The organism is Dechloromonas denitrificans (assembly GCF_001551835.1).
Classification (GTDB): Bacteria; Pseudomonadota; Gammaproteobacteria; order Burkholderiales; family Rhodocyclaceae; genus Azonexus; species Azonexus denitrificans.
Window position 1 is genome coordinate 51,428 of the sequence record NZ_LODL01000035.1, and the last position, 23,642, is coordinate 75,069.

13 protein-coding genes and 1 tRNA gene are annotated in these 23,642 nt (G+C 59.8%); 10 read left to right on the plus strand and 4 right to left on the minus strand.

All coding sequences use genetic code 11. The features are described from left to right. The first annotated feature begins 5 nt into the window (after nucleotides 1-5). Nucleotides 6-9,407, plus strand: a complete 9,402-nt coding sequence (locus AT959_RS15050) for an RNaseH domain-containing protein (protein ID WP_066884628.1) — start codon at nucleotides 6-8, stop codon at nucleotides 9,405-9,407. Between the two features lie 11 nt (nucleotides 9,408-9,418). Further along, a complete protein-coding gene (locus tag AT959_RS15055; protein ID WP_066884631.1) occupies nucleotides 9,419-10,597 on the plus strand; it encodes a hypothetical protein in 1,179 nt (392 codons plus the stop codon). Nucleotides 10,598-11,134: 537 nt separating this feature from the next. Here AT959_RS15055 and AT959_RS15060 read toward each other — a convergent pair. Next, on the minus strand, nucleotides 11,135-12,841 hold the full coding sequence (locus AT959_RS15060; protein ID WP_066884635.1) for a hypothetical protein: 1,707 nt from the start codon (nucleotides 12,839-12,841) through the stop codon (nucleotides 11,135-11,137). Nucleotides 12,842-12,937: 96 nt separating this feature from the next. Here AT959_RS15060 and AT959_RS21265 point away from each other — a divergent pair, with 96 nt between their 5' ends. The 3 genes from AT959_RS21265 to AT959_RS15070 all read left to right on the plus strand — a co-directional run bounded on the left by AT959_RS21265 (nucleotide 12,938) and on the right by AT959_RS15070 (nucleotide 15,504). Then, nucleotides 12,938-13,075, plus strand: coding sequence for a hypothetical protein (locus tag AT959_RS21265; RefSeq protein ID WP_157651338.1), 138 nt, complete (start codon nucleotides 12,938-12,940; stop codon nucleotides 13,073-13,075). 69 nt (nucleotides 13,076-13,144) lie between these two features. Next, on the plus strand, nucleotides 13,145-14,074 hold the full coding sequence (locus tag AT959_RS15065; protein ID WP_066884638.1) for an S-4TM family putative pore-forming effector: 930 nt from the start codon (nucleotides 13,145-13,147) through the stop codon (nucleotides 14,072-14,074). Further along, a complete protein-coding gene (locus tag AT959_RS15070; protein WP_066884641.1) occupies nucleotides 14,071-15,504 on the plus strand; it encodes an SMODS domain-containing nucleotidyltransferase in 1,434 nt (477 codons plus the stop codon). The genes AT959_RS15065 and AT959_RS15070 overlap by 4 nt, the downstream gene beginning before the upstream one ends. Before the next feature lie 248 nt (nucleotides 15,505-15,752). Here AT959_RS15070 and AT959_RS22115 read toward each other — a convergent pair whose 3' ends face one another. Continuing rightward, a complete protein-coding gene (locus AT959_RS22115; RefSeq protein ID WP_083518450.1) occupies nucleotides 15,753-16,016 on the minus strand; it encodes a helix-turn-helix transcriptional regulator in 264 nt (87 codons plus the stop codon). Between the two features lie 398 nt (nucleotides 16,017-16,414). Between AT959_RS22115 and AT959_RS15075 the strand changes: the two genes are divergently transcribed. The 5 genes from AT959_RS15075 to ampD all read left to right on the plus strand — a co-directional run bounded on the left by AT959_RS15075 (nucleotide 16,415) and on the right by ampD (nucleotide 20,285). Further along, nucleotides 16,415-16,491 (plus strand) — tRNA-Pro (locus tag AT959_RS15075). 83 nt (nucleotides 16,492-16,574) lie between these two features. Beyond that, the gene (locus tag AT959_RS15080; RefSeq protein ID WP_066884643.1) at nucleotides 16,575-16,802 is read left to right on the plus strand and encodes a PP0621 family protein; all 228 of its coding nucleotides are present in this window, start codon (nucleotides 16,575-16,577) and stop codon (nucleotides 16,800-16,802) included. Next, a complete protein-coding gene (locus tag AT959_RS15085; RefSeq protein WP_066884646.1) occupies nucleotides 16,802-18,379 on the plus strand; it encodes a sensor histidine kinase in 1,578 nt (525 codons plus the stop codon). Before AT959_RS15080 ends, AT959_RS15085 begins: the two co-directional genes overlap by 1 nt. Further along, nucleotides 18,370-19,719: a sigma-54-dependent transcriptional regulator gene (locus AT959_RS15090; protein ID WP_066884649.1), complete on the plus strand. Its 1,350-nt coding sequence runs from the start codon at nucleotides 18,370-18,372 to the stop codon at nucleotides 19,717-19,719. Before AT959_RS15085 ends, AT959_RS15090 begins: the two co-directional genes overlap by 10 nt. Next, on the plus strand, nucleotides 19,716-20,285 hold the full coding sequence (gene ampD, locus AT959_RS15095) for a 1,6-anhydro-N-acetylmuramyl-L-alanine amidase AmpD (RefSeq protein WP_066884652.1): 570 nt from the start codon (nucleotides 19,716-19,718) through the stop codon (nucleotides 20,283-20,285). Before AT959_RS15090 ends, ampD begins: the two co-directional genes overlap by 4 nt. Here the strand turns inward: ampD and AT959_RS15100 are convergent. Next, complete coding sequence (locus tag AT959_RS15100; RefSeq protein WP_066884656.1) at nucleotides 20,262-21,425, minus strand: pyridoxal phosphate-dependent aminotransferase; 1,164 nt, start codon at nucleotides 21,423-21,425, stop codon at nucleotides 20,262-20,264. The genes ampD and AT959_RS15100 overlap by 24 nt on opposite strands. Before the next feature lie 60 nt (nucleotides 21,426-21,485). Further along, nucleotides 21,486-23,330 carry a phosphoenolpyruvate carboxykinase (GTP) gene (locus AT959_RS15105; protein WP_088178988.1) on the minus strand — a complete coding sequence of 615 codons (1,845 nt, stop codon included), beginning with the start codon at nucleotides 23,328-23,330 and terminating at the stop codon, nucleotides 21,486-21,488. Nucleotides 23,331-23,642: the final 312 nt, after the last annotated feature.

The following is a 23,642-nucleotide window of genomic DNA, read 5'->3' on the forward strand; positions in this document are numbered from 1 at the left end:
CCGTAATGACTACAAAATCCAAGATCGTCTGGACGAAGCGCAAGAGCAAGAAGGCTGTCGATCCCAAGCTGCTGGCACGTCGCATCGACAAGACCTGGCTCTCCACGAGTCCCGACATGGTTACGGTGACCTTCGGCGGCACCCTTCAGGCGGCGCTAATGGATCTGCGCGATGCCGCCAAGCAGCTGAAGAAGAATCTACCCATCGGCTCCCTACGCCTTATGCTCCAGGCTCACATCGATGGCGTTGTGTCCGTCGACAAGGATCTCGGATGCGATCCCACCCGAAAGGCGACGCCGGCGCTGATGATGTACCGAGACAGCGATGAGGATCACCAAGTCATCGAGCGGATTCTTGACTGTCTTAACCAGTGGAGCATCGAAACCCTGGACTTCTGGGCCAAGCCAAATGGGCTCGGCACCCCGGCGCTGCGCGTGAAACGATCAATTGCGGCGGACTGTATCCTTCTCACGGGCACTACGCAGCCTCTGGTCGATTCCGCGACCGGGGTACCACAATTTGCGCTGATTGTCCGGCAAATCTGCGACCGGCTGGCGGGAGAAACGCTTTTCCCGGGGATGGGGCCATGTGAATTGGTTCTGCCGGAATTCGCCGCCCCCAATACCCTGGAGCTAATGACGCTGCCCAAGCGCGCCGCCCAGGGAAACACCTCTTTCTCGATGGTGGCCCGCGTCTCCGTCGGGACCGTGCCCTATAGCGACGAACTCTACCTGACCCTCTCCGCCGCCAAGCGGGTATGGGCCGAAAAGATGCCGGACGGCAGCAATACGGGCAGCCGGGCCACGGCCTATGTCATTGCCCCCAACCGCCCAACAGTGCCGGTGGGAGTTAGTCGCCGCAAGGTAAATGACATCTGGACGTGGGGCTTCGATGATGAATACGCTGCCCTGTGCAATTCCCCGGGCAATACGCTACCGGCCACCCTGGAGAACGCGATGAAGCACATCGCCTTCACGGACGGCCAGTGGTGGGCTGGCCTGCCGCAGACCACCCGTCTGTATCGCCGGGTAGCATCGCGCACCGTGTTCGAAGGGGACGAGCTGGATCTCATGCTGATCGCCGAACCCAAGCTCGCCGGCATTATCGACGGCGAGGTGCCCTTTGCCGTCCGCTCCCTGCGGCTGAACAGCAAGCCCCGCTCCGCCATGCTCAGGGCCGGGGATTTCGGAGTTGCGGGCATCTGTATTGCCGAGGACGAGGAGGGCGAAGACGGGGAGGGCGGTGACGATAACATGTCGCCGGATGGCGAACGGGAGGCAGTCGTCAAATTCCGGGAGCAATGCTCCCACGTGCTCGAGCAAATTCATGACCAAGCCAAGCCCCGCCTTTGGATCGTGGGCGGCGAGGAAATCGAGCAGCGTTACATCGAGAAGGCGGCAGAACTCCTTTTCGGGGATGCCGTAGAAGTCAAGAAGGACCCCCTGCCCAAGGATGTCCATGGACTGCGGGCTGACCTGCCGGACAGCGACTTGAAGGCCCGGCAGCGCTTCGAGAGCCGGGTGCGGGCCTGGGTGAATTCCGGGCTGCCCGAGGGCATCGCCCTGTACAAGGGGCCAAAGTTTGTGCTCATTTGCGCCGCCAAGGACATCAATCGGCGCTCTGAGGATACGGTCAATCGCCGAGCTGCTATTCATGTTATGTGTTCTCTGGCCCGCGCCAGCGTCCATCATGTACTGCCCATCGAGGCGACGAGCACGGAACAGGCCGCTGGCCGCGCTACCCAGGCATTCATCCACCGGGCCCAAAGCGCCATGATGGATGTGATGCTTGCACATTCGGGATACATCCTTGGGGCCGGTGAATTCGTCCGAGGGCAATTGCCGGAAGGGGCAGCCCCCAATGCGGTGTATGGCATCCAAGCTCTGAGGCGTAATGCTCAGCGTTTCACAGGCGAGACCGCGATCTGCCTTGTGAGCTATTTCCGCTTGAGCCTCGCTTCCAACGTGACTGAAGTGAGCTTCGGCTACAAGGAAGGTGGCAAGACCAGCCGCTCGCCCTGGATGCGGCTCGCTGATGGTCTTATCTGGCTTGGCTGCCAGCGCCAGATGCAGGGTGATGAGGAGTGGCTTAAGCGCGAATTCCAGCGCCTTACCCTCGAAACCCTGCAGGAAATCGGCACCCAAGATCCCCGCGCCATACTGTTCATCGACTGGCAGACGCTGCCGGCCCTGTGGTCGGACCTGAGCGATGCGAGGCTTACCAAGACCCCAGGAGTTCACCTCGGTCACGTGAATCTGAGCGATGCCTTCCCAAAGATGTCCTTTGTCCGGCTTCGCCACGGCCCCGCCGCTGCCATGCCCCTGCGGGCTTGGAGCGAAACCGTTTTCGAAGCGATCCGAGAGGATGCCGCCAACGCTTTTACGGGGGAATTTTCGCCGGATGCCTATGCGACGACCCGCAAGCAGCTAGTTGAACTCAATCCAGACGCCCCAAAGGGTATACACGCCTACGGTCACTTTGTAGGGGTCATGGGTTACCGGAAAACGACACAGACCCTACGGGGTCTCTCCTGCTACCGAACCATGTCCCGGAAGGTCCAGGTCAAGGATGCTCCTAAGGGAGTCTTCGAGGAGCGCCCCATCTTGCCGGCCGAGATCGATGCGTCCCTGCCTGCTTCGATTGACATCACCGTCATGCATTGCCCCGAGGCCGTGAAGCCGTCGGAAGTTGCCTCAATCGCCATGGGCCTTCGTCTGGGCTACGCTCACTACGATGACTGGACTCGGCTTCCGGCACCGCTCTTTTTCGGCCGTAAGATCGACGATTACATCATCAAGTATCCGGCATCGGAGGAAGATGAGGCCGAAGGCGGAGCAGAGCCCACACCGGCGCTGCCCGTGCCCGATGAAGGCGATGACGGGACGGTGATCGGTGATGGCTCAGTCCCGATCATGCAAGTGGTGGGCGAACTAGTGGAAAAGGAAGTGAATCCCGCGCCCGCCAAGTCGGATGCCGAGGCCGAGGAGACCGAGAAACGCTGCCCCGAGGAAGAGGACGGAGCAGGCGGCAGGGCTACGTCGGTTGCCTGCCTGGTCGTGCCGCCGGCAGCGAAGTCGAGGGAAGGGCTGTCGCTGATCGAGCAGGCCCAGCAGATCAACGTCGAGGACTTCCTCATCTATTCGCACCCGAAGCGGAGCAAAATTTTCCGGGCCATAGTGCAGCGGGAATTTGTGGTCCGTGTGGAGCCCCCGTATTTCGTGGAGTTCAAAGGCTTCTTCGGGAAATACGAACCCGTCATGAAGCACAGAATTCGACGTAGCTACCAGGTTCTTCAAGACTTAGGCTACGTGAAGAGGGTTGGAGAGCGTCGCCCGCCCTTTGAGCAGTACCTGGACTGGATTGCGGGCTTCCTGTGGCACCCTCAGGGAGCCTCCGTTATCGGGTCGGGCACCCTCGATAACAACGATGCCCTGATCCCCGCGGTTCAGCGGATAATCAACCGCTACAACGCGACAGCAGAACAACCGCTACCACTGCGCGAGTTCGAACGGACCACCAAAATCAATCTGAAACCCCTGGTGGACTTCGTCACAGAGCAGAACGATGACGAGGCCCTGGGATGGTTGATCTTCACCGCTGCTCAGACCCCTGCTTACGGCTGCGCGGAGTCCATCATCAGCAACCTGACTCGGGTGCTGGGGCAACATAGCGAAGCGGCGCTTCATTACTACATTGATTGCGCGGATGCATGTATGCAGGTCATCGCCCGCCACGAGGAAAAAAGAATGGATCGACTCGACCGTTTTGATGCCATCATCAAGAAGCGTGTTTTCGTCCCCTCGTCGGAATCGCCCATTACATCGAGCTTTGCCACTAACCTGATCCAGCAGGATACCCAGAAGCAACCAGAGGATGCCGAAACCACCCGGTCTGCCATCGTGGCCCTTGTTCAGAGCATGGTCCCGGGTAGCGATGAATTCCAAGATGCATTGCATCGTCTGCAGGAGTTGATCCAGGCCTGGGATCGGGACGACCAGCAGCTTCGGCAGGCCGCGGAAATGAACGCGACGATGACGCAGATCGTCGCCGCCTGCCGGGCAAAGGCAGAGGGGCTAATTGCCATCATGGCCGAAATCGACAACGAAGGCTTTCTGGGGGTCGTACGTTACGAAGACCCGTCACTGGACGATCGCGATATCGCTGCGCGGGAGCTCGATACCATTGAGGCATTGACCGTCAATGCCAGCACGGCCAAGCGGGACGCCCATGCTTTTGATGAAACCCCCGTGTCGATCAAGTCTCTGACCACCTCGGAGCGCCGCCTGCGTGCTCAACAGGCCGACCGGCTCTATGCGGCTGTGGAGGAGCAATTCAGCCTGCTGCTAAATGCCCTCCTGGCATCGCGCCACTTCATTCTGGATGGAGGAGGTAATGGCCCCGATGGAGGCAAGAACATCGAGAACGAGATTCCTACATTGGCCCCGGTGGCAACCCTGGAGGCAGCGAACGTAGCTCCGGCTGCCGTGCCGGCAAAGGACGACACGCTAGTGCTCGACGCCCTGGTGATCGAGCCCGAGTCCGCTTACGAGCCGGAAGCTGCGCCCCAGGCCGTCCAGCTTGAGGAAGCGCTTCAACCGGAGGCGGTCGCCGCGAAGGTGGCGGAGTCGGAAGTCAAAGAAGCGGAGCCGATCGGTAAGTTGGTCCCAGAGATTGAAACAGCCTTCAAGGCTGCTCCTAAAGCAGAATCACCCCTCCTGCCCGTGGAATCAGTGCCGCTTCCCGAAGAAAAGGAGAAGGTGGTTAAAGTTACCTCCGAGCTTGCTTCCTCAGCGCAGCTCCCCCAGTTCCAGCCAGAATTGCCAGGTATCCTTGAGGATCGCCGGGTCAACGAGGACTTCCAGAAACTGATGCCAATCATCGCAAAGCGGCATTACAGCTTGGGTTCGGTCTATGTAGCCGCCATCCGGAACAGTATTTCCGATCCGGTGGTAGGTTCCCACTGCACCATCCTATCGGCCCTATGCAACACCATGGAATCGATCGATTGCCAGTTTGCCATCGACACCCGGATCGACGTGGATCTCCATGACTGGCTTCAGAACCACACTCTGGAGTCCGATAGCTACGCGAGTAACATCTGCCAAGGCTTAGGTATCCTGGCAGCCGGTCTTGTCAGCACGCTATTTTCGGGCTGGGCGTCGGACACCAATGACGTACGCTGGACGATCATCGACGCCATCAAGCACCCCCTGACCGGCGTAAAGGAGATATCCGATCTCGTCGATCACATCGCCTCTATCGACAGCAAGCGAGTGACCTTGACCCGAGAAAAGTTTGCCGTTCGGGGAATGAGCGTGGAACTCGCCTCCAAGCAGGCTTGGCAACGGGCCATGGTCAGGGCGACCAACTGGAAGAAGGATTCGACAATCCATAGTACCTGGAATCACATGGGCTACTTGCGGATGCACGACCACATTTATGGGGTCGGCCATCCCATCGGGCAGTGTTTGGCGGCAATCGCCAAAGGCGATATCTCGCGGCTGCGCCAGACCTACGACGAAGCGCGGCGCCGGCTCGAAAAGCCCTCAGCGACAATTGTCGAAGCCTTCAAGATGGTCGGCGAGAAGAGCAAGCCGGAAGGGCGCTACAACACCAATGCCTGCGAGAACATCAGCACCACCGCGCGCTTCATCCGGGAGTGCATCGAACTGGTGGAGTCCGGCGTCAAGACGGGCGAGACATTGGAGCGCAACGAGCGTGAATTCCTGGATACGCTGCACCTGCGCCTGACTGAATCTGTGGCTACCATGGAGCGGATGCGTCGCACCAACGTTCTTGACTATCTCTACTGCGAGGCTGCTGTCATTGTATTCAAGGCGGTGCTGCGCCTTTACGAGGAATCGGAACCCGGATATTGCATTCCGGCACTTCAGCAGCGCCTCCTGATTCAGCTCCCCATGGACCGGGCTTTCATGCCATCCATGAAGGCGGAGGAGGGGAGCAGCCGGGCCCTATGCTCGGCAGAGGACGTCATGCAAGCAATCGACGAACTGCTGGCCGAAAGCTTGTTGGATATCGATCAGCCAATGTCTGAGGCCGTCGTGCAGCCGATTCTCATGGAAGCCCTGCGCGGCCACATCGAGGCCCGGCGTTTCCTGCCGGCTTTTGCCTTGGCTACTGCCATGCGTTCCCCGGTGAAGCTCGACCCACCACTCATCCAGCAGTATCAGAAGGCGAAAGCCGACCTCACCCAGGAGCTGCAGGACGCTCGCCAGCGGGTCACCCACGCAATGTCCTTATCTGCCCTGAGCCAGAAAAAAGCGGGCGACCTCCTGCGCGTTATCGAAACCCTGAACGCCTCCAATGTTGGCGACAACATCGGCCGGCCCGAAGGCGCTTCTAACGCCTACCCAGACTTCCCCCACGCTCTGGCCACCCTGAGGGAATCCGTGCTCCAGGTGCTGAGTGCCCGATTGGAAGACACCCGCGACAAATTGCTCCTCGACCTGAAGACCATCGAGGAGTCTCAAGGTAGCGACGCGAGCCGCGATATTGCCCGTATCCGAGGCATGTTGGAGACCAACAACCCTGCCAACTTGCGCACAGCCCACGATGCGCTCGCCATCATTGGCAGCGGCCGGCGCTTGCCAGTGTATGCCCTTAACATGGATCGGAATCCAGCGGTCGAGTATGAGGCCTTCCTGCGCCAACTCGATACCGTCCGAGGCCACCAGCCGCTCCTCGAATTGCTCGAGCAACATCTGGCCGACCCGAATTTTGCCCAGCACCCGCTCATTAGGGACTTGGAGGAGGAGGGCCGGCAGAATGCCATCAAGTTCATAGCGGAGTGGCGCGGCATCTTCGCAGAGCGCGCCATGATCCGGACGGCCGAACTCGCCGGAAAGTTCTTCTCCTCCGTCGGAATTGCCGCGCCTACGTCCTTCCCGGATACGAGCCGCTCCAGCCGCTACACGCGCATTGCCTTCGATGAAAAGGCCTTTAGCGCCCTCATTAGCAACGATGTTTTCATCCCGCCCGCTCTGGGTACCCCGACATTCACGGTCATGGGCTACATCATCCCCGGCAACCAGCCGGACAACGATATCCCGTCCCTTATCCACGATATCGCGGGCACACCGACCTTCATCCTCGCTCGGACCCGACTCACCCTCTCCAAGCGCGCCCGGCTGTCTGGCCGGACTCCGGTCATTCTGGTCGATGACAACTTGGTGGCCTACATGGCGCTGAACCCAGACGAACGTGCCAGGCGGCTGATGGAAATCGGTTGCCTCACCTTCCACACCTTCCCTTATAGCGCCGACGGGACATCTGTGCCGAAAGAAATGTTCTTTGGCCGTCAGCGCGAGCTAGAGCAGCTGCGCCAAATTAAGAGCCTTGCCATTCTCTACGGTGGCCGCCGTCTGGGTAAGTCGTCGCTTCTTAACCAGGTGGAGCGGGACATGAGCAACATCGCCGGCACTGTTGCCATTTATATTCCCATGAACCGGGATTACCACGGGGGTGACCATGTCCTCTTTGCTTGGCGAACTGTGGCTCGCGCGCTGGCGGGACGGGGCGTTATTGATCCACTGCCGGTCGAAACCCAGGATCTCGCCGGCGTGCGAACCTGGGTGGAGCAGCAGCTCACCTCGGCCAAGCAGAAGATCAAGAACTGCTACCTGCTACTCGACGAGGCAGATGACCTGATGGGCAGGGAGCTCGACCTGCAGCCGGAGGCGGTGAGCCTGATCGGCAGCTTCCATCAAATGGTGGAGAGCATTCAACCCAAGATCACGATCCGTTATGTGATTGCCGGTCTGCACAACCTCACCCGGATGACCACCGAAAGCAACTCCGCCCTCGGTAAGGCCGAAACCATAGCCCTCGAGCCTTTCAGCACCGGCGACGACATTCTGCGCGGCATCCAGTTGGTGACCCGCCCCCTCGCAGCCCTGGGCTTTTTCTTCGGCAAGGGCTGCGAAGACCTGCCGTTGCGCATCCTGGCCCTGTGCAACTACTATCCAGCCTTTATCCAGGTGTATTGCAAAAAGCTCCTTGAGCATATGTACAACAAGCGGCCACAGGATCAGGCCTGCGCCTATATTGAGGGCAATGACCTCGATACCGTCGAGAAGGACCATGATCTCCTCACCGAACTGCAGACAAAGTTCGGCTGGACCCTGGACCTCGACAAGCGCTATAAGGCCATTGCCCTAGTACTAGCCGACATCTACTACCACGAGATCGAGTCGGGGAAGAACGAGGGATTGACGGTCGGTGAGATCCGCGAATACTGTGAAATGGTAGCCGGTAACCATTTTAAGGGCATGAGCGCGGGGGCCTACGAGAGCCTGGTCGATGAGATGAGGAAGCTCAACGTACTTGAGAAGCACGGTTCCAACTACCGGCTGCGCAACCCAAGTATCGCCATGCTGATTGGTGATCGCAAGCGCATCAATCATCAACTCAAGGTGCTGGCGGAGCAGCCACCCGAGAAGCTGCGCAACCACGGCGACCGCCGGGTCATCATGGAGCAAAACGGTTCCCGGATTATCTTCCCGATGCCGGTGGCTTGGACTTCGGCCCAGATGGAGCCTATCGACAACAACCTGGTGATCATGGCGGGCAACAACCTGAGCGGCTTGGTAGATCTGTGCAACTCCACTTCCAAGTGGCTGCTCGCCCAGGAAACGTGGCTCCGGACAATGAGCCTTTCCCCCACGACCGCTAATTCTCTCTTGGAGAAGATGCGGCGCCAAGCGACCACCGCGGCGCATAAGGCCGAACGGCACCTGATCGCTTCACCCTCCAACGCCTGGCATGCAATCGATATTCCGGCCTTTGCGAATCTGATGCCGAAGGCGGCTTCCCTGCGGGTCCGTCTTGCCCTAATTGCCCTGCCGGAGCGGCTCTACGAAATCGCCCAGGCGATGAAGGCGGGTTCCCTTGCTGGCGCCAACCGCAAGGCCTCCTGGACCGTGGTGCCGGTACCGCCCTGGAGCCTGGATGCTGTGCGCTTCCATATACATGAGAACGCCGACGTCGTCGATAGTACAGAAGCGTGCTCGGCCATCGTGCAGGCGGGCTGCGGCTTTAGCAAACCCATCCGGGACATCTGCCAGAACCACCTGACCCATGACAGTGCCCTCGACGCAGTCGCCCAGACACGGTGCACCCTCACGCCGGATCTTGCGACCTTCTATCGGCAGATCGGCTGGCCCAGTGCTATCACGGCCGACCAGCAGAAGGCTATGGAGCAGTTCCTTCTCTACGCCAACGGCGAGAAACGGAATTCAAGCGAAGTGGACGAATACCTGGAGACCTACGGGCTCGCCCCGGAGGATTTGCTATTCCTGCATTGGATGGGACTTCTCCAGGAAGGAGAGGACGGGGGCTGGCACGTGCCCGAGCTCTACCACGAACTCCTTTGCGGTAGTGTGAGCTAAAAGGAGCTGTCATGTTCGAATCGCCTTCGAATCTTTTCTGGTCGATGCCCGGGCCTAGTGAGTTCGTGGCTAAGGTCACCGATGCAACCCGGAACGCCCGGGCCGTTGTCCTGAGTCTGACGGAATACCCGCCCAACGGGCTCTGGCACGCCGTGCGGATGGGGCTTCGGGATGCGAACATCTTTGAGCCCATCGAACTCACCATCTACGATGGTATGAACGTTCCGGCGGAGATCGGTACCCACTTTTCGCTTCCGAGCCTGTCGGCGGAAGCTTTGGCCCATCACCGGTATGGCTACCAGCATGCGGTCATTCTGAAGGCTGCGGGCAAAAGGGCACAGCAACAGTGCAATGAGTACGTCATGGCTTTTCTTTCGGCCATTGGCGGGGCAATAGGGGATGTTCGGCTCATTATCGCCATTCAGGATGGGGAGAACACTCAGGACATCGTGGGCGAGGCCATCCGGGTGATTGCCTTTAGCGGTATGCTGACGTCCGACGAGATGGAGGCCTATATCACACAGCGCATGGTGTTGGCTCGGGGACCGGGCAGCACTCGGCTCCTTCGCCATCTAGTGACCGAGTACGCCGGTTTCGACCCGCAGCTTGCGGAGCAGCTGATCGCCATGGACCCCAGCCGGATCTACGACCTGCCGGATAGCCTGGCTCCCTTACTTGGGACCAACCTGCTGCGCTGGTCTGCCCATTCCTGGGCCGCAGGCACAGTGACGGCCGCCTTCACGGAGATTCACCCCCTTCGGGAGTGGTACGTGGCCACCCATGCGGGGACGGAGGCCGCCAAGTATCGGCAGTCCTCCGAAAAACGCTACTGGCGGGCTTGCCTGAAGGCCCTGATTCCCTGGATGGAGGAGCGTCGCCCCCGGATCCTAGAAATGCTCACCAATCCGATTTCTGACCTGGAGCGTGCCCACGGCGATAACGGTTACATCATGAAAAAGCTCGGCAACCGGACCGTTCAGGTGACCCGGGAAGAACTCGAGTACAACGATCTCGCCTTCTTCTTCAAGCAGGGCTTCGGCATCACCACGTCCATGGAGCAGGCCGCCGTATCGGTTTGCCGGAAGGCCAAAATTGTCCGGGACGAGCTCGCCCACTTGCGCCCGCCAAAACCGTCCGATATCGTGGCCTTGGTCAGTGACATGGATGCGCTGATGTCCGCTACACCGTGAATGCGGACACTCGCATAGCTGATTTGCCAACCTCTAGGTCGTGAGTACGCGTTCCCAGATGTTGAAACCGGACGTTCGGCGACATAGGGCCGCGGAAGTCCGATTTGAGCCGTATTGCCGCCTGAACTTGGCTAGCGGCCCACCGTCAGCCACGGCCGACGACACGTCGGCCAAAGCAAGAAAGCCTGCCGCTCCCTCTGCACTCGGAATTCGGCCATTACAACCGTTCAATCCCTGGCGCTTCAACTGCTGCAGTAACGCACAAAGCCGCCGCCCGGCCTGCACACACCCTAGAAACCTTCTTTCCGCTGGCAATCGAGGCTGCCCCGAACAAGGGAGTATATGTCGCAACGCGTTCCTCCATTTCCGTGGTGGTGTCCGAGCTGGACACGTCAGATATGGCCAGTGTTTTTGGCGACCTCGGGCGTGATGCGGCTACTGATCTGCTGATTCAGTGGATGACGCTGCTGGGGCTCGTCCGGGGCCTAGCGCACACTGCGGATACCGTCGCTGTGCCGGCGATTGTCGTTCAGATACTCAGGATTCGGAAATCCGCCGAAGTCCATCAACTAAGCATGAAATATTCCCTTTGCTGCTCCACAGTCGGCGCAAACCAATCCCTCTCACCCCTTCGCTAAACTGTTCTCGCAGGTTCCTTTCCCAATCACCATCCGGGTCCTCTCCCTTCTCTAGCTCACGTAGTGTGGTCATTGTTTTTCCGGTGACGTTCTTTTCGTAGTGCCCCGCTTGTAAACACCCCCAAGGCGTCTGGATTTTCTGTCGTTCCAGCCTTAACTCTCCTCCGAGTTTGTTACTGCCAGCAATCTTGTAGAAAAACAACTCAGCAGGCAAAAACAAAATATCCGGAGATATTCTCAACGAGGCGTATCGGTCTTCACGGATCTCGATAAGATTGGGCATTACTGGTTGAATTTTTTCTTGCAGTCCTTTCGTCAGCCGGATTATTTCTATCACTTTAATCCAACCGTTCGCGAGCAATTTAATTCCGTTGGCTTTCTCTATCGGAAATCCGCGCGCGTGCCAACTCATAAGCATAAGCAACTGCCATTCTTGCTGATCCAGCGTCGAAATTAGCGCGATTGGCTTTTCTTTTCCGGGTTTGCCAGAATAAAAGCTCTTTCCAGGGTACCCGGGCAAGTCCAGCATGCAAGACTCATCGTTGTAGGGAAGTGGAGAGAAGCTGGAGTCAAGGACATTCAATAGTCGTTTTTCAAGCCCGTCCCCCCATGCTTGGCGCAACGCATCTACATATGCGGTAGCGCCATCAGCCCGCTGTGGAGCAGCAATGTCTGCAGCGGAAAACCACGTTAACTTGTCAGCAGATGTTGAAACTCTGTCGAGCAAGTGAGTCTCCCCTGTTGGAGTCAACTTGATCTGGAATAGGTTGAACCTGTAGGAAGTGTAGGCATGCCGATTTCCTGCACCATTGACTTCACGGTATATCGGAAGTGAAGGAGGCAACGGCGTGTAGGTGTAATGAATGTCCCGTTGCAGCCCAGCCTCTTCTTCGAGTTCTCGCTCCAACGTGCGGGCAATGTGCTGTGCCACGGTCTCAGACTCTGGATCAAAAATTGCCTTCAGAATGTTGTGACGTTCTTGAACTTCGACGGGTAAGTCAGTTAGATTGAATCGCCCGCCTGGCAGTACATATAATTTCTCTCCTGGGCGTTTTTTGTCCTCACGATGGTGCATGAGAAAATTGTTTCCCAAGCGGATAAAGGCCCAAGCAACATGCACCGTCCTGATTGTCTCGGCATGTGGGTTGAATTTTAATCGGCCGACCTCTATCTGATGCAACAGAGACCGCTGCTCCTCCTTAACCTCGGGAGGCCGGCCATCTCCTTGTTCCCAATAGTCAGTGGGCAGCAGTACCTGGCTAGGTGTGGCTAGTGTCGCGAGCCAAGAGCGCCCCAACAAGGATGCCGGAAACGAAATAAACGCCCACTTGCCACCCCGAAGCTCAAGCGGATCAAGCAGAGACAACGCTTCAAATTGTCGTCGGAGCGTGTAGCTCAGAGACAGAGCTGTTTCCTCTGTAGTGCTGCCTTGGACGATAAGCGCGGAAACAAGATCTACTTCGAGGAGACTCTCGCGTTGCCGCCCCTCTTCCGCGTGCAGCGGGAGCATTGAAAGCACGACATTCAACAGTTTCACAGGATCGGCCTTGAATCCGTTGCTGTTAATGACAAGGTTATCAGTTGATTGTTGGCATTTCCCACTCATCTCCCCTAAGTCTCCTCTAACGTTTCAATTTCTGCGCCCATAGTTCATTCCAGAAAGCAGCACGCCCTGTGCAGCCAACCCAGAAAGGAATGAATCATGGCACGAAATAATTCTAACGGCATCATCATCGGCAAAAGCAATGTCGGCCACAGCGCGGTGGTTTCCAAAACCGCATACGAAGGCGCGCTCATCGGCGGCGGTGTGGGCTGCGTCGCCTCGGAAATTTTCGACTAAGCCGGTGATCGATACCACATGCGCAAGGCTAAAGGCGTTGCAGAACAAAAACCACACTCAGGAGGATCAATGAACAGTCTTCGAAACGATATCCCGACGCGGCAGGCGTCGGATGAAAGCCGGGATCTGCTGCGGGCCCGCCACCGCAACTATCGCGCCGCCAAGCTCACCCAGGGCCTCCTGGTCCTAGTGTCGATTCTCTTGCCCGTCATCGGGGTCTGGATTGGGTCCCAGGTCCCGGAGATCCGGCCCTACCTGGCCCTAGCCAGCTTGATCTTGCTTGTGATGGAGACCGCACTGTTCGACCGGATCCAGAAGGATCGGCTCAAGCGCGGCGCTAAGCTGCAGGAGCAGTTCGACACAGACATCTTCGGCCTGCCCTGGAACCGCTTTGTGACGGGCGCGCCAGTGGAGTATGAAGATGTGCGCAGGCTGTCGGCCAAGCCGCTCTCAGAGAAGCGCGAGGCGCACTTCTTGGCCTGGTACGAGGTGTGTATCGGCCGTCTGCCGCTGTACCTGGCTCGACTGATCGGCCAGCGCACGAACATAAGCTACGACGCGCGACTCAGGCGCCGGTACGGCGGCTGGCTGCTGACGCTCACCCTCCTGTTCGGCGTGGCGTTGCTGTACGCTGGTTTGTACAAGGGGCTGCCGTTTCCCGATCTCATCATGACCTTGATAGTGCCGTTCCTGCCCGTGTTGACGTGGGCACTACGGGAGCGCATGCAGCAGGCCAACGCAGCGATTTCTCTGACTAACCTCAACGGCGAGTGGGGCAAGATCTGGACCAAGGCCCTTGGAGGGGCCGATGCGATGGCCCTCACGGTCGAGTCGCGTTCTTTGCAGGACGCCATTTACCAGCATCGTGAGCGCAGTCCGCTGATCTTCGACTGGGTCTATTCCATATTCAGGTCGGTGAATGAGGATGAGGCTCACCACGCGGCCGAGGATCTCGTTCGCAAGGCAGAGAAGGCACTAGGAGAGGGAGGCAAAGCATGAAATTGGTCAATCAGTTCAAGACATTCCTTAGCGAGGAGGTCAACCTTAACGACACGCGGGTGAGCCAACTGGGCACCAGTGTCGAAGCGGTTCAGAAGGCACTCAAGGCCTCGAGCTGGGGGCCTAAGATCCTCGACTTTGACGCCCACGGTTCGTGGGCCCACGGCACCATCATCAAGCCGTTCACCGGCGGCGAGTTCGACGCCGACCTGCTGGTGATCGTGGAGCCGGTTGAGGGCTGGGAAGCCAAGGACTACATCAACAAGCTGGGCGCCTTCTTTGAAGGCCACAGCACCTACAAGGACAAGGTGCACCGGTATTCGCACTGCGTGACCATCGAGTATGCGGGCGAGCGCCGCATCGATATCGCGCCGTGCGTCAAGGACCGGTTGTGGTCGAACATGTACGAGGTCTGTAACCGGATCACCAACGAGTTCGAGACGACTGCAGCGCTTGACTACACAGACTGGGTGGTTGGCAGGAACGGAGTGGCGGGCGGCAATGACCTCAAGAATGTCACCCGGCTGCTGAAGTACCTGCGCGACATTAAGACCAACTTCACCTGTCCGTCCTTTCTGTTCACAACGCTCGTGGGCATGCATATCTACGACTCGGACAAGGACTCGGCGGCCTTCGCGGACACGCCGACCTGCCTGAAGACCGTGATGGGCCGGCTGGACGATTACCTGCAGGCGCGTCCCGCTCTGCCTGTCATCCGAAACCCAGTGCTGTCGTCCGACATCCAGAGCCGCGTCTGGGATCAGACGCAGTATGGCAATTTCCGCAACAAGATTAATCTGTACCGCACCTGGATCGATGAGGCGTTCGCCGAGGAGGACCGCGACGAGTCCATCGGCAAGTGGCAGCGCGTCTTCGGCGACAGCTTCGCCGCCGGCGAGGCCAAGGAATCTGCTCGGCTCAGCGAGAGCGTGTCGAAGAGCGACGCGCTGGTGGTGGCGGGCAAGTTCAAGGACCTGGTCCAGCGTGTCATCGAGCGCGGCCGCGCGGCACTGCCAAATCGCATCACCCGGCTGCCCTATATCCGGCGCCCCAAGTGGCGTACCGCGTCGCAGTCGTACCGCGTCAAGGTGTCCGCCGAGCTCTTGGCCGGGAGTAACGGTATGCGCCTGGGGGCGGTGACGACACTGCAACCGCTGCCAAAGGGCCGCTCGATCCGCTTCTCGGCTTCCAACGCTGTCGGCGTGCCGTTCGACTCGTCGTTCAAGGTGCAGTGGCGCGTGACGAACACCGACCAAGCGGCCTACGACGCAAACTCGCTGCGCGGTGATTTCTATGCTAGCGACTCGGGCTTCTCGCGCGAAGAGGACCTAGCCTATCGCGGGGTGCACTTCGTAGAAGCCTTCCTGATCGGCAAGAGCGACAACCGCCTGTACGGGCAGTCGGAACCATTCTATGTCGTGATCGAGTGACGCAGGCAACGCTGGCGTTTCTCCTCTAGATGCCGCATCGCCAGAGTCGCCTGTGGTTCATCCATTGGTCCGGCCTGGTGCGTTGCCCTCGGCATCAAGGATGCGGAATGAGCCGGTGAGCGTGAGTGCGGCGGCGAGCATTGAATGGCCACAAATGACCTGAAACGGTCAGTCAAACTACGCGTGGCGACTGACCGCGCAGATGAATCGCTGTACGGGCCAGTTGCCCGTGGCATGCTTCCGAGCATTCAGTTGGCTAGGAATGCTCGGGGTCTGCCCCGGCGCGGCAACGTGTTTTCTGTTTGGCGGCTTTGCTTAACGCCAAACAGGTTGTCCTGCCAAGAGCGAAATGCTTCTGGGTGCCAATACACCCTTCGCCCGATACTCGTGGGCGGTGGCAGTGTCCCGTCGGCAATCCAATTGTCGATAGTGCGTTTTGAGACGGAGAGCAGTTCTGCGGCGGCTTCCTTTGTAACCAATTTTTGAGGTTGGAGGGTATCCATGCCGAGCATCCAAAACTCAGTATAGAAAGCGCATGAACATCACAGCCAACCATAAGCTAAAAATACCAATGTTCTATTTTGTGCTCCAGTCGTGTGCCAATGCGCCAGAAAAATCCTGCATTTTGTTGCATGTAGTTGCATGTTGCTGCACAATAGGTCACTGAATTTACGTTGTTTTTGTTTTTATACCGTATGGCTAAAGGCGGCCAAAACGGGTTCGGGACGCAGGGGTCGCATGTTCGAATCCTGTCACTCCGACCAATTAGAACCCCTGTAACTCTGCGAGTTACAGGGGTTTTTGGTTTTCCGGGTGCCCTGCAGTTTTTTTGCTGCCACCGGTGACAGCCGGCTATGTGCTGGTGTATCATCCGCGCCGGTTTAAACCTAACGATCATTTTGTTAGGCGTCGGAGTGTAGCTCAGCCTGGTAGAGCACTGCGTTCGGGACGCAGGGGTCGCATGTTCGAATCCTGTCACTCCGACCAAAAATGTCATAATGAAAACCCTGACTAGTCAGGGTTTTTTTTCGCCTGCTGACCGATGCTCCAAAAATACTGGTGAGGTTTCGATGAAATACCTGCTGCTTTTTGCCTTGCTGGCGGTGGTCTGGTGGGGGTGGAAGAAGCGCCAGCAACAGTCGGAACGACCGGCGCCGCGCCCGGATTCGAAAGTGGAGAACATGCTGGTCTGCGCCCATTGCGGCGTCCATTTTCCCGAGGGGGATGGCGTACAGGATGGTGGCGAGGCCTATTGCTGCGCCGCGCATCGCTCGGCTGCTCGTTCGGGGCCGCGTTGATGGCAGATTGGCTTGCCTCGACCTGGGAGGCCAATTGGCGCTCCTTTCAGTATTTCAATCTTTACCGCCTGATTCTCGCTGGCCTGTTCTTTCTGGCCATCCTTTTGCCGCCCGGTTGGGTCGGCCGCCTGGAGTTGTCGCCGACAGCGGCCATGTTGGCCCTGGCAACGACCTACTTGTGTGCCATCCTGGTCGGGCTGGCGCTGTCGATTCACTGGCAGCGCCGCTTCAATTTCCAGTTGTCGCTGCAGGTCATGGTCGATGCCGTGGCGATCACGCTGTTTATGTATGCGGCCGGCGGGATTGCCAGCGGGATTGGCGTTCTGTTGCTGGTTTCGCTGGCCGCGGCCAGTCTGGTTGGACGCGGCCGGCTGGTGCTGTTCTACGCGGCGCTGGCGACTTTGGCGGTCCTGCTGAGCCAGATTTACGGCGTCTTGGCCAATGGCTTTGAACTGACCAGCATTTTTCAGGCGGGTATCCTGTCTGCTGGTTTTTTCGCGACGGCCATTCTCGCCCGCCTGCTCGGCCAGCGCTTGATGGCCAATGAGGATCTGGCCAGGCGGCGCGGGATTGCCCTCGATAACGAAAGCCGGATCAGCCAGCGCGTCATCGAGCGCATGCTGGACGGGGTGCTGGTGGTCAGTCGCGACGGGCTGGTCCTGCGCCATAATCCGGTGGCGCAGGCCATGCTCGCCTTGCCGGAGTCCGATGGGAGCCCGCTCGCGATGACTGCGCCGAGTCTGGATGTGGCGCTGGCTGCATGGTTTTTTGCCGAAGGCGACGACGCCACTCTGTTTACCGGCGTCGCAGGCCAGGAGTTGCGGGCCCGCTTCGAGCGGACGAGCAGTTCTGAAGGGGAGATCCTGATCTTCCTGGAAGATGTCGGGCGGATCAAGGAGCGTGCCCAGCAATTGAAATTGGCCTCGCTGGGGCGGTTGACCGCAAGCATTGCCCACGAGATCCGCAATCCGCTGTCTGCCATCGGCCACGCCGGCGAGTTGCTGCGCGAGGAGCGACGGGGCGAGATGCAGGAGCGCCTGCTGCGCATCCTGAATGACAATGTGGCCCGCCTGGATCGGATTGTCAGCGATATCCTCGAACTCGGGAGGCAGAATCGGGCCGAACCGGAGCCTTTGGCTCTGGATGATTTTTGCGCCGACTTTGTCGAACGCTTTCTGGCGACCGAGGGGCTGCCGGCCGATGTCGTCGTGCTTGAGGCCCAGGCCGGTGACACGCTGTGCTTTGACCGTTCGCATCTGCATCAGGTGCTGTGGAATCTGCTCGGCAATGCCTTGCGCCATTCGACACGAGGGCCGGGCGCTGTACGCTTGGCGGTGCGGAACGGGGCGGCCGAGGGGCGGTTAGAATTGCATGTGATCGACGATGGTCCCGGAGTGCCCGAGGCCATGCTCGAGCAGATTTTCGAGCCCTTCTTCACGACGCATACGGCAGGCACCGGCTTGGGCCTGTTCATCGCCCGCGAGTTGTGTGCGGCCAACGGGGCGAGCCTCGAACTGGCGCATGCCGCTGCGTGCGGCCACTTCATTGTTACCGGGAGAAACGATACATGTCGCTAAGCAAAGCCGACCGCCGTCCGCGCGGGGATTTGACTCGGGTGCTGGTGATCGATGACGAGCCGGACATTCGGGAGCTGATCGATCTCACCCTGTCGCGCATGGGACTGGCGGCCGAGTGCGTCGGTTCGGTGGCGGCGGCCCGCCAGGCGCTCGATGGCGAGCCTTTCCAGCTTTGTCTGACCGACATGCGCCTGCCCGACGGCGACGGTCTGGAAATCGTCCGCTATATTGCCGAGCGCCATGCGCAAACCCCGGTCGCCGTGATTACCGCCTTTGGCAGTGCCGAGAATGCGGTTGCTGCACTGAAGGCCGGCGCCTTTGATTATCTGGCCAAGCCGGTCGGCCTGGAGCAGTTGCGCGCCCTGGTCAAGTCGGCGCTGCGCTTGCCCGAAGGGGCGGCCGAAGAGAATCCGCTGCAGTCGCTGATCGGCGACTCGCCAAGCATGCAGCAGGTGCGAGCGACGATCGAAAAGCTGGCGCGCAGCCAGGCGCCGATCTATATCTCTGGCGAATCCGGCAGTGGCAAGGAGCTGGCGGCCCGCTTGATCCACCTGCGCAGCGCCCGCAGCGGCGGGCCGTTCGTGCCGGTGAATTGCGGCGCGATTCCGGAAAACCTGATGGAAAGCGAGTTTTTCGGCTACCGGAAAGGCGCTTTTACCGGCGCCGACGGTGATCGCGAAGGCTTCTTCCAGGCGGCGAATGGTGGCACGCTGTTTCTCGACGAGGTGGCGGATCTGCCGCTCGCCATGCAGGTCAAGCTGTTGCGGGCGATTCAGGAAAAGCGGGTGCGCAAGGTGGGCAGCGTCGCCGAAGAAGCGGTTGATGTGCGGATCATCTGCGCCACCCATCGCAACCTGCGCGATTGCGTGGACAAGGGCGCCTTCCGCCAGGATCTGTACTACCGGCTGAATGTCATCGAGTTGCGCATGCCGCCGTTACGCGAACGGCTGGAGGATATTCCGCCACTCGTCGAGGCCATCCTGCACCGTTTGTTCGGCGAGTCGCCGCCGCAGCTCTCGCCCGGTGCCCTGAAGGCGCTGGAGTTCTATCCCTTTCCCGGCAATGTCCGCGAGCTGGAGAACATCCTGGAGCGGGCAACGGCGCTCTGTGCCGACGCCCATATCGAGGCCGAGGATCTGCGGCTGGAGCCCGATGAAATGGGCGGCGAAAGCATCGGCCGCGGTAGCGAGACGCTGGACGACTATCTCAACCGTCTGGAGCGGCAGGCCATCCTCGAGGCGCTGCAAAAGACGGAAGGTAACCGCACGGCGGCGGCCCGCTTGCTCGGGGTGACTTTCCGCTCGATGCGCTACCGCCTCGAGCGTCTGGGCATCGAATGAGTGAGTGGCTGGCTGACGGCTGGCTGCGCGGCACGCGCCATCTGCCGTCGCCCAATTACGGCGAGCGGCCGCCGGGGAGTCAGGTTTCGCTGCTGGTCGTGCACAACATCAGCCTGCCGCCGGAGCAGTTTGGCGGCGATTTTGTCGAGCAATTCTTCACCAATCGCCTCGACCCGGCTGCCCATCCGTATTTTGCCGAGATTGCCGGGTTGCAGGTCTCGGCGCATTTCTACGTGCGGCGCAACGGCACGGTCGTCCAGTTTGTCGGCTGCGATCAGCGGGCCTGGCATGCCGGGCGGTCGACCTGGCGTGAACGCGAAAATTGCAACGACTATTCGGTCGGTATCGAACTGGCAGGTTCCGATACACAGCCGTTCTCGGCCGCCCAATATGCGGCGCTCTGGCGCCTGGTCGATGCCTTGCGACAGCGTTATCCGATTGCCGACATGGTCGGCCACAGCCACATTGCCCCCGGCCGGAAGAGCGATCCGGGGCCGTATTTCGATTGGGCGGCGGTCCGCCGCCGTTACCCGGAACTGCGCCTAGCCGCCGAAGTAAGCGCTTAGTCGCCGGACGGCTTCGGCCAGCCGGTCGACGCTGGTCGTATAGGCAAAACGGATGTGCTTTTCCGGCTTGTGGCTGCCGAAATCGAGGCCGGGTGTCGCGGCGACGCCGGCTTTTTCGAGCAGATCGCGGGCCAGGACGAAGCTGTCGGCGGCCAGGGCCGAGCAGTCACAATAGAGATAGAAGGCCCCTTCCGGACGGGCAGTGACGCGAAAGCCGATCGCCTCCAGGGCCGGGGCGAGATAGTCGCGACGCCGGCGGAACTCGGCGCGGCGCGCTTCCAGGATGCTCAAGGTTTCAGGCTCAAAGGCCGCCAGCGCGCCGTATTGGGCTGGCGTCGATGGGCAGAGCGTCAGGTTCTGGGCCAGTTTCTCGATATCGCGGACGTAGGCTTCGGGAATCACCATCCAGCCCAAGCGCCAGCCAGTCATCTGGAAATATTTAGAAAAGCTCTGGATGACCCAGATGTCGTCACCGGCGGTGCAGGCGGACGGTGCATCGATCTCATACGTCAGGCCGTGGTAGATCTCGTCGACGATGAAATGGCCATCGTTCTGGCGGCAGACCTCGGCCAGCGCGGAGATTTCCGGCAGGGTGAGCAGCGTGCCGGTCGGATTGGCCGGCGAGGCCAGCAACAGCCCCCTGGTCTGCGCCGTCCAGTGTTGGCGCACTTGCGTCGGCGTTGGCTGGAAGTTGCTTTCCGGCCCGACCGGGATATGCCGCGGTCGACCTTCAAAAGCGCGCAAAATGTGGCGATTGCAGGGGTAGCCGGGATCGGTCAGCAGCCATTTGCTACCCGGATCGGCCAGGCAGGCGAAGGCCAGGTTGAGGGCGCCGGAGGCGCCGTTGGTCACGGCAATCCGGCTGGCCGGCAGGGTCAGGCCATAGCGCGTCTGGTAGAAGGCGGCGATCGCCTCGCGCAATTCGGGCAGGCCGAGCGACTGGGTGTACAGCGTTTTGCCGCTTTTTATCGCGTCCACCGCAGCATTGGCGATTGGCGCCGGGGTAGGGAAGTCGGGCTCACCGACTTCCATGTGGATGATGTCGCGCCCCTCGCTCTCCAACTGGCGGGCACGAGTCAGCAGTTCGACGACGTGGAAGGGGGAGATATCGGCCAGGCGGGCGGCGGGGCGGTAGGTCATGGCATTCCTCAAATTAAAACGGCCACCCGCAGGTGGCCGTTTCATCATCAATTGCGTCGATCAGGCAGCGTCTTTGAACAGTGCCATTTCGAACAGTTCGCGCTTCAGCGTAAATTCACGCGGCAGCTTTTCGCCCATCTTGTCGAACCACTCCTTGTGCCCGGCCAGTTCGGACTTCCAGGCGTCGGCATCGATGTTGGTCAGGCCTTCGAACTCAGCCTTGCTGATTTCCAGGCCGGCCCAGTCGATATCCTCGAATTGCGGCATCCAGCCGAGCGCGGTTTCCTTGGCGGCGACGGTGCCCTTGCAGCGCTGAACGATCCACTTCAGGACGCGCATGTTGTCGCCGAAGCCCGGCCACATGAATTCGCCCTTTTCGTTCATGCGGAACCAGTTCACACAGAAGATCTTCGGCGCTGCATCGACGGTTTTGCCCATCTTCAGCCAGTGGTTGAAGTAATCACCCATGTGGTAGCCGCAGAACGGCAGCATGGCGAACGGGTCGCGGCGGACAACGCCCTGCTGGCCGAAGGCGGCCGCAGTGGTTTCGGAGCCGAGGGTGGCAGCCATGTAGACGCCGTAGTTCCAGTTGAAGGCTTCGTATACCAGCGGCACGGTGGTTGCGCGACGGCCGCCGAAGATAAAGGCGGAAATCGGCACGCCGGCCGGGTCTTCCCAGGCGCTGTCGACCGACGGGCACTGGTTGGCCGGGGCGGTGAAGCGGGAGTTGGCGTGCGCCGCCTTGCGACCGTTCTTGCCATCTTCCGGCGTCCAGTCCTTGCCTTGCCAGTCGATCAGGTGAGCCGGAGCCTCCTTGGTCAGGCCTTCCCACCAGACATCGCCGTCGTCGGTCAGCGCGACGTTGGTGAAAATGATGTTTTCCTTGAGGGTGGCCAGGGCGTTGAAGTTGGTCTTTTCCGAGGTGCCCGGGGCGACGCCGAAGAAGCCGGCTTCCGGGTTGATGGCGTAGAAACGGGTGACGCCGTCCTTATCTACGCGCGGCTTGATCCAGGCGATGTCGTCGCCGATGGTGGTGATCTTCCAGCCGTCGAGCGTCTTCGGCGGAATCAGCATGGCGAAGTTGGTCTTGCCGCAGGCCGACGGGAATGCGGCAGCGACGTAGCTCTTTTCACCTTCCGGCGATTCGACGCCGAGGATGAGCATGTGTTCGGCCAGCCAGCCCTGATCGCGCGCCATGTTGGAGGCGATGCGCAGCGCGAAGCACTTCTTGCCGAGCAGGGCGTTGCCGCCGTAGCCGGAACCGTAGGACCAGATTTCGCGGGTTTCCGGGTAATGCACGATGTACTTGACGGTCGGGTTGCACGGCCACTTGCTGTCCTGCTGGCCCGGTTCGAGCGGGGCGCCGACGGTGTGGATGCAGGGGACGAATTCGCCGTCGCTGCCGAGCACGTCGAAGACCTTCTTGCCCATGCGGGTCATCGTGCGCATGTTGGTGACGACGTAGGCGGAGTCGGTGATTTCGAATCCGATGTGGGCGATCGGCGAGCCGAGCGGACCCATCGAGAACGGGATGACGTACATCGTCCGGCCCTTCATGCAGCCCTTGAACAGACCGTTCAGGGTTTCGCGCATGACGGCGGGCTCTTCCCAGTTATTGGTCGGGCCGGCGTCTTCCTTGTTGGCCGAGCAGATGTAGGTGCGGTCTTCGACACGAGCCACATCGGACGGATCGGAGAAGGCGAGATAGGAGTTCGGGCGCTTGGCTGCGTTCAGCTTGATCAGGGTGCCGGCTTCTACCATTTCGGCGCACAAGCGGTCATACTCCTCCTGCGACCCATCGGCCCAGTGGATACGGTCCGGCTGGGTCAGCGCGGCGATCTCGGCGACCCATTTCTTCAGGCCTTCGTGTTTGACGTAGTCGGGTGCATTCAGCGGTGCGGTCATGGCGATGTCTCTCTCCAAGTTACTGAAATAGATAAACTTTACGCCAGTCGCCGGGAGCTGCCACCAAGACTGAAAGCGGCTGAAGGCCGTCGGCTGGGAAGCCCATAATTATGCAACAGATTAGGGTAAACATCTACTTGACTTTGCACGGCTACGTAATTTCCGAAGGGTGAAAGCGCCGAAGATGCATGATATTATCTTCCGCGATTCGAAATCACGTTTCACGATATAAAACGGAGGCAGACATGGATCCACGACAACTACGCGAAGCAGCGCTCTATTACCACCGCCAGCCCAAGCCGGGCAAAATCG

What these genes read in the sequence shown, in the direction of transcription:
- AT959_RS15055 (WP_066884631.1), top strand. Translation starts at nt 9,419, where the DNA reads ATGTTCGAATCGCCTTCGAATCTTTTCTGGTCGATGCCCGGGCCTAGT.
- ampD (WP_066884652.1), top strand. Translation starts at nt 19,716, where the DNA reads ATGAGTGAGTGGCTGGCTGACGGCTGGCTGCGCGGCACGCGCCATCTG.
- AT959_RS15105 (WP_088178988.1), bottom strand. Translation starts at nt 23,330, where the DNA reads ATGACCGCACCGCTGAATGCACCCGACTACGTCAAACACGAAGGCCTG.
- AT959_RS15065 (WP_066884638.1), top strand. Translation starts at nt 13,145, where the DNA reads ATGAACAGTCTTCGAAACGATATCCCGACGCGGCAGGCGTCGGATGAA.
- AT959_RS15050 (WP_066884628.1), top strand. Translation starts at nt 6, where the DNA reads ATGACTACAAAATCCAAGATCGTCTGGACGAAGCGCAAGAGCAAGAAG.
- AT959_RS15090 (WP_066884649.1), top strand. Translation starts at nt 18,370, where the DNA reads ATGTCGCTAAGCAAAGCCGACCGCCGTCCGCGCGGGGATTTGACTCGG.
- AT959_RS15100 (WP_066884656.1), bottom strand. Translation starts at nt 21,425, where the DNA reads ATGACCTACCGCCCCGCCGCCCGCCTGGCCGATATCTCCCCCTTCCAC.
- AT959_RS15060 (WP_066884635.1), bottom strand. Translation starts at nt 12,841, where the DNA reads ATGAGTGGGAAATGCCAACAATCAACTGATAACCTTGTCATTAACAGC.
- AT959_RS15070 (WP_066884641.1), top strand. Translation starts at nt 14,071, where the DNA reads ATGAAATTGGTCAATCAGTTCAAGACATTCCTTAGCGAGGAGGTCAAC.
- AT959_RS15080 (WP_066884643.1), top strand. Translation starts at nt 16,575, where the DNA reads ATGAAATACCTGCTGCTTTTTGCCTTGCTGGCGGTGGTCTGGTGGGGG.
- AT959_RS22115 (WP_083518450.1), bottom strand. Translation starts at nt 16,016, where the DNA reads ATGCTCGGCATGGATACCCTCCAACCTCAAAAATTGGTTACAAAGGAA.
- AT959_RS15085 (WP_066884646.1), top strand. Translation starts at nt 16,802, where the DNA reads ATGGCAGATTGGCTTGCCTCGACCTGGGAGGCCAATTGGCGCTCCTTT.
- AT959_RS21265 (WP_157651338.1), top strand. Translation starts at nt 12,938, where the DNA reads ATGGCACGAAATAATTCTAACGGCATCATCATCGGCAAAAGCAATGTC.